The organism is Algoriphagus aquaeductus (assembly GCF_003253485.1).
GTDB classification, from domain to species: Bacteria; Bacteroidota; Bacteroidia; order Cytophagales; family Cyclobacteriaceae; genus Algoriphagus; species Algoriphagus aquaeductus.
On record NZ_QKTX01000024.1, the window covers coordinates 5,417 to 16,606 of the forward strand.

The following is an 11,190-nucleotide window of genomic DNA, read 5'->3' on the forward strand; positions in this document are numbered from 1 at the left end:
AATTCCATCGCCGCTCCGTTCCTCGACATTTGCAATGTCGAGGTCTTGTTACAGGATTTGCAATCCGACAACTCAGCTACCTCCTTTTTTCCCCGCTGTGAGTGTTCTCACTTAATGCTCCGGGTGTCCTTCGCCTCCGTGAGTGTCCTCACTCACGGCTTCTAGGGTTTGCCTCCGCTGGGTCGGATTTGCAATCCGACCCTTGTGCTGATAATAAGGTGTTTTTTCCAAATCATGATCCTAAGCCCTGTATTTTACCCCAATCTTCCGAAAAGAGAGCGATTTGTAACCAAAGAATATTTTCTGATTTAAATCGTGACGCCATGGCCTTTGATCCAGACGGTTTTTTTAGCTGAAATTGAGGCGGTCAAAATTTGGCTAGCTCGTGAGCTTGCGAGCGAGATCCGCCAAATTTTAGCCGAGATGAAGCTCAAAAAATCAAACTGAACTGAAAATCCCGATTTTAAATCAGAAAATAACCAGTTTGAAGACTGGATCACGGCCAAAGGGTTTTTGGTTACTTTTTGGCCTTCAAAAAGTGACCAAGGGAAAAATCTGGTAGTTAGTTTAAAATCGAGAATGATGTTCGGTTTATCAAGGAGTCGAAATTCCATCGCCGCTGTGAGTGTCACCACTCACGGCAAACAATGGCTATCCTGCTTCTCCAGAAGCTGGACTCTATCTTTCGACAACTGGATAACCCGACAACAGGATAACGACTTACTTCTTACCATTTACGACTAACCAAGGCCGCTCGTCTGTTATCCTGCTTCTCCAGAAGCTGGACTCTTTCTTTCGACAACTGGACAACTGGATAACCAGACAACTCGACAACTGGACAACCTGACATCCCGATGCTTCGACTAGGCTCAGCACAGGCAACCGGACAACCTGCCCTCCGGGAGGCGGGCGCGAAGCTGATAACCCGACAACGGGACAACCACTTACTCCTTACAATTTACGACTAACAAAGGCCATTCTCTCGCCCCCGTGAGTGTCCGCAATCACGGCAACCTACCAAGTTGTCCTGCTTCTCCAGAAGCTGGACTCTATCTTTCGACAACTGGATAACCCGACAACCAGACAACTACTTACTCCTTACCATTTACGACTAACCAAGGCCGCTCGTCTGTTATCCTGCTTCTCCAGAAGCTGGACTCAATCTTTCGACAACCCGACATCTGGATAACCAGACAACCCGACAACCTCCCTACTTCCTAACTCCCATACTCCCATACCTCCCAACTCCCATCCCCCCAACCATATTTTAAAAAAAAGGAAGACCGAAGCCTTCCTTTTTTGTTTCAACTGAAAAGGGGAGAAAAGTCATGAAAAAAATCCCTTTAATATTTTTGAGCAAAAGTGATGAGAAAAGTTGCTTAATCACCCTCGTCAAAATTAGGTCAGAGTCATTAAGAAAAAATACCCACTACTGGGTATTTTTTGTTTCTCAAGAGGTAAAGTTTTCCACACTTTTGACTTTAAATGAGACGAAATGAGATTTATACAAGAATCCGAAAGTTTCAAATCTATCCTCCGACCGTCTCAAATTTGGATCCTAACCTGAAACTTAAAAGGATAGGATAGCACCTCAGCGGTGCCCTTGAATAAGAATTGATCTTCCAAAGCCTCGCCGCCGTGAGTGTCCCCCCTGACGGCTTTTATCAGCAACAGTTGTCCTGCTTCTCCAGAAGCTGGATCCTATTTTCGCCTCCGTGAGTGTCCTCACTCACGGCAAACTACGTTCGCTGGATCGTATTCCCGATTTGTAGCCAGTTATCCTGTTTCTCCAGAAGCTGGACCCTAACTGTCGACAACCCGACAACCACTTACCCTTTACCGCTTACTACTCCCAAACTTCCCGCCTCCCCAGCCCATCATCTCCCCCTAAAGAGCCTGTCCCTGCCTGTCCCGAACTCGATTCGGGAAAGAATTTCGGGAGGGCCGGGGATTACAGCCCCGACAACCACTTACTCTTTACAGTTTACAACTAACCAACTTCGCTAGCAGCTACCCAAAAATGCTTCTGCTTTTTTTCTTTGTGAGCTTGCAAAGGATTGGACCCAAAAAAGCCTAAAATGATTCAATCAAGTTTGAGATCCAGAAACTTCTATTTCTTTGCGAAACTTTGCGGTTAAACACACCAGGCCTACGGCTGATGTCCTTGACAACCATTTTCAGGGAAAGTCCCTATTTTCGTTCATGTCAAAAACGATTTCCTTCATTTCTTTCGGAGCATGTATTCTTCTCATTGGTTTAGGCTGGAATAGAGGATTTGATATCTCCGATGAAGGACTCTATGCCCTTCTGGCCAATCCCCATCAGGAAAATCAGTCGGGAATTATCAATTACGACCTGTTTTTTAAACTCCTCTTTCAGTGGACCGGCGTTTCTTTTTCCATGGTCGAACTTCGATTCCTTCGCCTTCTTTCTTACCTGCTGGGAGGAATTGCCATTTCTTTTTTTCTAAAAAACAACACGAAACATCCTTTTGATTCGCTGCATGCTTTTATACTTGCCAGTCTGGGACTGTTTTCAGGATACGCCTTTCTGCCTCCCTCTTTTTCCTACAACTCTTCCACGGTGGTCTTAGCAAGTTGCTGGTTAGCAATTGCCTTTTCTCCTCTATCCTCTGGAAAAAAATCAATTTTTCTCGGATTTATTCTGGCTCTGATTTTTTACTTCAAGTTTCCGGTTGCTTCACTTCTTTTCCTGGCAACCCTCTTCCTGCTGATTTTCAGCCATCAGTTTACAGTCCGCTCCTTGGTTTATCTTATCCTGCCATTCTTAGTGATGGAAATGAGTTTCAAGCTGGTTTTTGATGATTTTGCCATTAAAAGATTACTGGAGGCTGTTCCGCAGCATACGACACGTCCGGGGTATGGCTTCCTTTCTGTCATGAAAAGCCCAATTCTGGGACTGACCTTTGCCCTAATCGCAATGGTCCCGGGCTTGTTATACCTGAAGGTGAAAGAGGGATCTCAAAGAAAAAAACTACTTCTCTGGATGTTTGGCTTGGGCATCATTTCCTGGCTCATCTTCTTTACCCATGTGACAGTAGGGGAGTGGGAGCATGTCGTCATGGTGCTTACAGCCGCCATGATCCCCTTTTCCTGGAGAAAACTGCCCAAATTCGATTCATTTGCTATTCCCCAATTGACCCTGTTTTTAATGCCTTTTATCCTGCACTTTGGAAGCAATGTGTATTGGATGCGAATAGGGGTTCACTACCTGATTTTTTGGGCACTTCTGATCCTGGTCCAACAAAGCAGAAATACCCGGTATTACCTCAACACCTTTCCCGTACTGGTCGTTTGCCTGGTGTTTAATGGAATTTGGTGGCACCCATTCGGTCAGGATTCCCCACTTTGGAAGCCTAAGGTTCCTTTGACCATTTCCGAAGGAAACACCCTCTTTCTTGACTCAGAAGTGATCCGGGTGACCACGGAAATCAGGCCCTTTGTTCAGGATAAAAAATTGCAGCAGATTTTTACCGCGTACCGGATTCCCGGATTGGCCTACCTCGCAGGAATCACAATTCCTCATTCTCCAGTAGTCTGGGATAAAAAACAGCTCGATCAAAGCCAAGACCCGGTACCACCCGTGATGATCTTTCAGGCTTTGGATTCCTTGCCTGAAAACTGGAACTTCAACCACTCTCAGAACTTGGGAACCATTCAAGGTAATCCCATCCTGTTGCTATGGAATTGAAACAGTTTTCAAGGTTTTTTACCTTCTGGATGATATGGGCTGCCTTGGCCCTGCTATTTGTTTCATTTTTGCCTTGGAGATTTCAAGTCAATGATGACGAACTCATGATGTGGCTCGTGTCGGGGGCTTATACAGGGACCACAGAGTCCTTTGCCGTATTTTTGCATCCCTTTCTGAGTTGGAGCTTTTCAAAACTTTATTTTTTCGCACCCTCAATTCCCTGGTATCCCATTACCTGGTTTGTAGGGATGTACCTCAGTTTTTTGACCTGGTTGAGGACACTTGAAAAAATGGCGCTTCCAAAAAATCAACGTCTGCTACTTACCCTGTTACTTTTTGGATTCTATATCCATTTCCTCTTTTTTCTCCAATTTTCCATAGTCTCCGCATTTGCTATTGCTGCCGGTTGGGTAGCCAGATGGGAGAATAGTAGGGACGAAAAAAAGAAATCCTCGCTCTTTCCAAGCGACGTACTTATCATTTTTGGGTTTTTAGTCCGTCCGATTGTACTCTTTTTGTTTTTGTTTGCAAGCCTTGGGATTTGGTGGTGCTGGTATAGAAAAAGCAGCTTGGCCAAAAACTTGGCGCTGCCGCTCTTGATCGGCATAGTGGGAGGGATCACCTTTTGGCTTTGGGTATCAACCCAAAATATGCAGGATATCAAGGAGGTGAACAGGCTTCGATCACAGGTCTTCGATCATCCTGTTCTCCAGCTTCAGAAAGATCAGTTCCGGGATTTATATCCGGACTTATATCATTTTTCCAATGGCCTGATCGACTTTCATACCCATCCGGAATTGACGGATAAGTTGCCCGATTGGAAAGATTTATTGGATCAAAAACGGGCCGATGTGGTCAATCTCCTGGGAATAAAGGCCGCACTGACCACTTTTATAGCCCATGAACATCTCCTGCTGGGGCTATTCGGCCTGTTATTGGTTTTTTCATTTCTCATCCAACCCAAATGGACCATCCTGGGCTTGGGAGGCTTGCTGGGGGTATTGGTTTTGGCGAGTCCCTTTGTTTTGATCAAAGTCCAGGTCTATGGAATTATTTTTCTGGTAGCGATGGTCTGCACTCCTCTGATTCCCAGTCCAAAATCACCCTCTGACACCCTGATAAATTCTCTGATTTTTATATCTATTTCAGTCCTAGCCTATCATGTTTATTCCTTTACAAGAAGCACTGAAAATCTGATTCCGGGCGATGACTTGAGGATAGACTTGGCCGGATTGCCCCCCAATGCCCAAACATACCTCATCGGTAAAGGGGACTACTATAGGGACCTGCTTTTTGATAAACCGCTCCCTTTTCAATTACTGGGATGGCCCACCTTGCTCCCTACTACTCAGCGAAAGGATGAGGGGGCGAGAAATTTCTATTTCGTAGATTCGGCTACTTATTTCAACAACCGGAAGTACTTTCTTCACCTGGAAAGGAAAGAATCCCGATCATCCATGATTTTACTTGCTTCTCCCTCATGTCTCGATTAGTTGGCTTTTTCGACCGATGGAAGTACGATCTCCTTGTGCTGGGTATGTATTTTTTTACACTGGCCTACATGATCAAGTATTATGATGTCCAGTCATTTGACATTAAAGTCCATAATTTCCTGCTTCTGGATTACCTTCAGGAGGGTTATTTCCCTTCTCCCCCGGGATACTACACGGCCATTTTTTTGTTGGACCTGCTGATTTGGTACAAGTATCCCCTGGTTTTAAGTGCATTGGTAATCCTGACAGCTTCCTTCTGGTGGAAGTATCGCATCAGCTTTTCGATGATGGAAACGCACCTACAGATCCAGCAACCTTTCCTCTTTCTCCTCACGGCCTCAATTTTATTTTTAAGTCCGATCTACATCCCGTCAATCGACGGGTCCTATTGGTACTTGGGAAAATTCACTCCAACCATCTGGCATAATTCCACCCTAATTGCATCATTTCCATTTTGTCTGCTCCTGTTTCGTCAGACCCTTCGATGGTTTGCAAGTCCTGAGAAAAAATATTTGTGGCAGATCTTAGGGCTGAGCTTGGTGATCATGCTGATCAAACCCAGCTTTATGTTTTGCTTCATTCCGGCTTTTCCTGTTTTTACGTTGATCCACTTTGCCAAAGAAAAATCCAGATGGGCAGGGGCAATAGGAACTTCACTCGTCTTACTTCTGATCCTGTATTTGGAAAAACGTTGGATTTTTGACCTGGATCCCATGATCGAAAAAATGTACGCCCCAGAGGAGCGCTCATCCGTGATCATCAATCCACTTCGGGTTCACCTGCATTATTCCAAAGAGCCCTGGTTTGACGCGATTACCAGCTTTTCCACCACGCTGATTTTTTTGATTTTCTGGGGAAAAAATGCGTTCAAATTCCCCTTTTTCAGTTTTAGCAGTATCCTGCTGATTTTTGCTTTAGCCGTATATCTGATTTTTTCTGAGACGGGATTCAGAGAGCTTCATGGCAACTTTTATTGGCAAATTCCGATTGCTCTTTTTCTTCATTACCTGAGCATGGTGATTTGGGTGGGGAGGGATTTTATAGAAAAGGGTAAAAAAATCAGTATCCCTTTTCTCCTTTTTGGCCTGATGTACCTCACCCAGGTAGGCTTCGGATTGGCTTATTGGCACCGATTGTTCGTTGGACATGCCCTCAACTGACCTTCTTTTTCCTGAAGCCAAGCGGTAGGAAGAGCCCCTTGGATTTCATAATAGGGTAGGATATACCGGATAGGCTCTCCCTTCAGCTGACTAATCGGGAGTTGCCAAAGCGCATAGTCTTGGAGAATTTGTGGGTCCACCCAAATCAAAGCGGGGGAACTGAGCTGTCCAAGCTCTTCCAGGACTTCTTTCGGCACATCTTTGACCTCTTGATGGGTACGGAAGAATAAAAGCTGATTGACCAAAGGAAGGATTAAAATAAAGGAGGTCAAATTGATCCCGACCAAAACCTCTCTTCCGCGCTGTTTCTTGGCCAAAAGGCACAGGTTCAGGAAAATTACCCATGGGGTGTACATCCTCAGATCGACCCAATCATAGTTTTTGTAAAATACCAGGGTAAACACCAGTTGAATCAGCAACATCACTACCCCAAACCGAATCATGGGTTCACGTTTGAATCCAAAAGCCGCCAAAAGCAAACTCAGGATCAACCAGATTTTTTGTAAGGTATAAAACCAACCCTCTGTGTACGTCAGAAGAAAGTAAAGATTCCTTTTGGTGTTGAAATACAATTCGGAAAGTGCGGTGATCCAATGGCCCTGGCTCAGTCGATTTCCTGCTGCTGAGAACCCATTGGGAACTTGTTCATGAAAATAATATTGCATGAAAAAGGCCAAACCCAAACCTGCCAAAGGGTAAATCGCTCTTTTGAACCCCTGCAATGGACAGGGAATAACCATCAATCCGATCAATGCAAAAAACCAAGTGCTTCTGAAGAGGCCAAGCATTGCGATCCACAATAAGAGAAAGGCATAAGTCTGGGAGGACTGTTTGGCCAGGTGTTTTTCCATCAATAAAAATAAAACGATACCTCCGGCCAGGTGAAGAAGCTCTGGCATAAAAGTCATCGAATAAAATAAGGTCACTGGGCAGCCTAGAAGAAGGAGGATTTGTAGGAGTTTGGTGCGAACCCCACCTGCCGACTTCATCCAGAATAGTAAGATCGAAATACTCAGAATTACCAAATGAATGACAGGGATATTCCGGATGTTCCAGCCAATAAGCTTGGATATTCCTCCATGAAGTAGGGGATAGGCAGGTCCATGGGCATCAGCCCCTAAAAGTTTCGACCCATTTCCGGTGTAGGAAAATGCTGCCTCCAAGGTGTGGTGAAGGTAGAAGCTTTCTGCATTCTTCACATAAAAATGCTCATCTCCATAGTAGGGCGTGTTGGCTTTTATAATCCAGACCTGGAAAAATGCAAATACCAAAACCACCACAGACAGTGTTGCCCCGATCAGGTAAATGCCAATTTTCGCAGACGCCTTTCCAGTCAAGAGTGTGGACAGTAAGTTTTATAAACTTAAAGATTGATAATCCCACTGCATTCTCCAAAACCAAACGCCTTTTCAATCTTAGCCTCCCAATCAAGAACCAGCGTGAAACAGGTCCATGGATCTACCCCTCGATAGACAGACCCGACAACCGGACAACTAGAAAATATCAATGAACAATAACCAATTACCAATGCTCAAGGATTAGAGCACTTGAACATTGAAAATTGACCATTGAAAATTAAAAATTAAACACCTGTACTGAGCACTTTGGAGACGGGAATCGACAAGTTCAATGGATTGGTTTGATTACTACACCCTATTCTCCCCCTTAAGAGCCTGTCCCGAAGAATTTCGGGAGGGCCGGGGGGTACAACCGGACAACTAGAAAATATCAATAACCAATTACCAATGCTCAAGGATTAGAGCACTTGGACATTGAAAATTGACCATTGAAAATTGAAAATTAAACACCTGTACTGAGCACTTTGGAAACGGAATTCGACAAGTTCAATGGATTGGTTTGATTACTACACCCCATTCTCCCCCTTAAGAGCCTGTCCCGAAGAATTTCGGGAGGGCCGGGGGGTACAACCGGACAATTAGAAAATATCAATGAACAATAACCAATTACCAATGCTCAAGGATTAGAGCACTTGGACATTGATAATTGAACATTGAAAATTGAAAATTAAACACCTGTACTGAGCACTTTGGAAACGGAATTCGACAAGTTCAATGGATTGATTTGATTACTACACCCCATTCTCCCCCTTAAGAGCCTGTCCCTGCCTGTCCCGAAGAATTTCGGGAGGGTCGGGGGGTACAACCGGACAACTAGAAAATATCAATGAACAATAACCAATTACCAATGCTCAAGGATTAGAGCACTTGGACATTGAAAATTGACCATTGAAAATTGAAAATTAAACACCTGTACTGAGCACTTTGGAGACGGGAATCGACAAGTTCAATGGATTGGTTTGATTACTACACCCCATTCTCCCCCCTAAGAGCCTGTCCCTGCCTGTCCCGAACTCGATTCGGGAAAGAATTTCGGGAGGGCCGGGGGGTACAACCACTTACACTTTACAACTTACTACTCCCAAACTTCCCAACTCCCCAACCCATCCCCTCATTTGGAAAAATCCCCGAAGCATTTAAATTTGTTTGACTGAGTAATTTTTTTACTCATACAGCAAGCCCTAACCTTGGGAGTGACCGGGCGAAGCTGTATTCAATTCAATAACCAATTTTCAATGATCAATGAACAATAACCAATTACCAATGCTCAAGGATTAGAGCACTTGGACATTGAAAATTGACCATTGAAAATTGAAAATTAAACACCTGTACTGAGCACTTTGGAAACCGAATTCGACAAGTTCAATGGATTGGTTTGATTACTACACCCCATTCTCCCCCTTAAGAGCCTGTCCTTGCCTGTCCCGAACTCGATTCGGGAAAGAATTTCGGGAGGGCCGGGGGGTACAACCGGACAACTAGAAAATATCAATGAACAATAACCAATTACCAATGCTCAAGGATTAGAGCACTTGAACATTGAAAATTGAACCTTGAGTTTGAACATTGAAATCCTTTACTGACACTTCCACCTAGCGCTGTGACTCGAGTAGAGGAGTTGGCAAAAACAACCCGGCAACCTACCTTCGGCAGGCAGGCGCGAAACTGAAACCCCGATGCTTCGACTAGGCTCAGCACAGGCACCGGACAACGAAAAGCTGACAACGTGACAACTGGTCAACCGGACAACCTTCCTTCGGCAGGCAGGCCCGACAACCAGACAACGCGACAACCTTGACAACTGGACAACGTGACAACTTACCTCCGGTAGGCAGGAGCGAAGTTGAAAACCCGACAACGTGACAACTGGACAACCAGACAACGCGACAACCACTTACTCCTTACATACTGCCCACTGACAACCCTCACTAACTCCTCCCTCTCCCTTGCTCGACTCCCTAGTCACTTCTAAAACCCGAATCAAACTTCTTCTGAAGTTTTTCTCTCATTCAAATTCGGGTTACCTGCGCTCCCTGGCTAAAGAGTTTGAAGAATCCACCAATTCAGTCCGGGTAGAACTCAACCGCCTGACCGAGGCAGGCTTGCTTCTGGCAGAAGATGAAGGAAAGACAAAAGTCTACAAGGCCAATCATCAACATCCCTTCTTCTCTGAAATCAAAGGAATGGTCAGCAAATTCCTGGGTTTAGACGATCTGATGGAGCGTATCGTCAAGCGGATGGGAGACGTGCAGCGGGCCTATATTGTTGGCGATTATGCCATGGGAATTGATTCAGGTACAGTTGAACTGATTCTTGTCGGTAAAAACCTGGACGAAAAATACCTCGAGTTTATCAAAGACAAAACCTACGAGAAAGTCCGACGAAAAGTAAAAGTCGAAATCATGGAAGAAGATCCCGGCAATCTCAACGGCATCCTCGTCTACGGGACCTAATCTCTTAATCTCTAATCTCTTAATCTCTTCATCTCCCAACCCCTTACTCCCAAACCTCCCGTCTTCCTAACCTCCAAACTTCCCTACTTCCAAACTTCCCTACTTCCAAACCTCTCATTCCTTGTCCTCCTCAGATAAACCCCATTACAAAGTCATCGAACCCTCTTCCGGCTGGAAAATGGTCGATTTCAAAGAACTTTGGAGATACAAAGACTTATTGTATTTCCTGACGCTCCGAGGGATCAAAGCCCGGTATGCCCAATCCATTTTGGGAGTGTCTTGGGCCATCATCCAGCCCCTATTCACGACCTTGGTCTTTACTTTGGTGTTTGGAGGCTTAGCCAAGGTGGACTCTGACGGAATGCCTTATGTCCTCTTTTCCTACTTGGCACTTTGGCCTTGGAATTATTTTTCCGGAACGCTCACCGAATCCGCCAATTCCCTGATTCAGAATGCCAACATGATCACCAAGGTATATTTCCCGAGAATGGTACTTCCACTCTCTGCAATTTTGTCCAAACTCCTTGATTTTTCCATCGCCTTTGTGGTGGTCATCGGAATGCTGATCTATTTTGGCCAAGTTCCCGGTTGGGGAATGTTGTTTATCCCATTTCTCATCGTCCAACTTCTCATGTGCAGCTTGGGGATTGGGATGTTCCTTTCGGCTTTAGCCGTAAAATACCGGGATGTAAAACATGCCCTCACCTTTGTAGTTCAACTTTTGCTTTATGCTGCTCCGGTCGTCTACAGTACCACGGCAGTGCCCGAACAATACCAAAAATTGTATATTCTAAATCCCATGGTTGGAGTGATCGAAGGATTCCGAGCAGCTTTCCTCAATCGCCCTATGCCATGGGAATGGATTTGGCCAGGAACCATTATTTCCCTTGTTTTCTTCATTTTCGGCATGTTTTATTTCCGACGAATGGAACGGATATTCGCCGATGTCGCGTAATTGGCCCATGAGTCGGTCCCGATCTCACATGGAATTTTTCCATCAATCGGGACGAAGGAT

Annotated in this window: 6 protein-coding genes; 5 read left to right on the plus strand and 1 reads right to left on the minus strand. The window is 45.0% G+C overall.

Annotation, left to right across the window (positions count from 1 at the left end; genetic code table 11):
* Positions 1-2,202: 2,202 nt before the first annotated feature.
* The 3 genes from CLV31_RS20555 to CLV31_RS20565 are packed head-to-tail and all read left to right on the plus strand — an operon-like array spanning position 2,203 to position 6,364.
* Positions 2,203-3,711 carry a hypothetical protein gene (locus CLV31_RS20555; protein ID WP_111394971.1) on the plus strand — a complete coding sequence of 503 codons (1,509 nt, stop codon included), beginning with the start codon at positions 2,203-2,205 and terminating at the stop codon, positions 3,709-3,711.
* Complete coding sequence (locus CLV31_RS20560) at positions 3,702-5,204, plus strand: hypothetical protein (protein ID WP_111394972.1); 1,503 nt, start codon at positions 3,702-3,704, stop codon at positions 5,202-5,204. The genes CLV31_RS20555 and CLV31_RS20560 overlap by 10 nt, the downstream gene beginning before the upstream one ends.
* Positions 5,192-6,364 carry a hypothetical protein gene (locus CLV31_RS20565; RefSeq protein WP_111394973.1) on the plus strand — a complete coding sequence of 391 codons (1,173 nt, stop codon included), beginning with the start codon at positions 5,192-5,194 and terminating at the stop codon, positions 6,362-6,364. The genes CLV31_RS20560 and CLV31_RS20565 overlap by 13 nt, the downstream gene beginning before the upstream one ends.
* On the opposite strand, the gene CLV31_RS20570 is transcribed toward CLV31_RS20565, so the two are convergent.
* Positions 6,325-7,701 carry a hypothetical protein gene (locus CLV31_RS20570; protein ID WP_111394974.1) on the minus strand — a complete coding sequence of 459 codons (1,377 nt, stop codon included), beginning with the start codon at positions 7,699-7,701 and terminating at the stop codon, positions 6,325-6,327. The genes CLV31_RS20565 and CLV31_RS20570 overlap by 40 nt on opposite strands.
* A 1,967-nt stretch (positions 7,702-9,668) precedes the next feature.
* Between CLV31_RS20570 and CLV31_RS20575 the strand changes: the two genes are divergently transcribed.
* Positions 9,669-10,175, plus strand: a complete 507-nt coding sequence (locus CLV31_RS20575; protein ID WP_111394975.1) for a helix-turn-helix domain-containing protein — start codon at positions 9,669-9,671, stop codon at positions 10,173-10,175.
* Between the two features lie 178 nt (positions 10,176-10,353).
* A complete protein-coding gene (locus CLV31_RS20580) occupies positions 10,354-11,130 on the plus strand; it encodes an ABC transporter permease (RefSeq protein WP_111395000.1) in 777 nt (258 codons plus the stop codon).
* Positions 11,131-11,190: the final 60 nt, after the last annotated feature.

What these genes read in the sequence shown, in the direction of transcription:
- CLV31_RS20555 (WP_111394971.1), top strand. Translation starts at nt 2,203, where the DNA reads ATGTCAAAAACGATTTCCTTCATTTCTTTCGGAGCATGTATTCTTCTC.
- CLV31_RS20560 (WP_111394972.1), top strand. Translation starts at nt 3,702, where the DNA reads ATGGAATTGAAACAGTTTTCAAGGTTTTTTACCTTCTGGATGATATGG.
- CLV31_RS20565 (WP_111394973.1), top strand. Translation starts at nt 5,192, where the DNA reads ATGTCTCGATTAGTTGGCTTTTTCGACCGATGGAAGTACGATCTCCTT.
- CLV31_RS20580 (WP_111395000.1), top strand. Translation starts at nt 10,354, where the DNA reads ATGGTCGATTTCAAAGAACTTTGGAGATACAAAGACTTATTGTATTTC.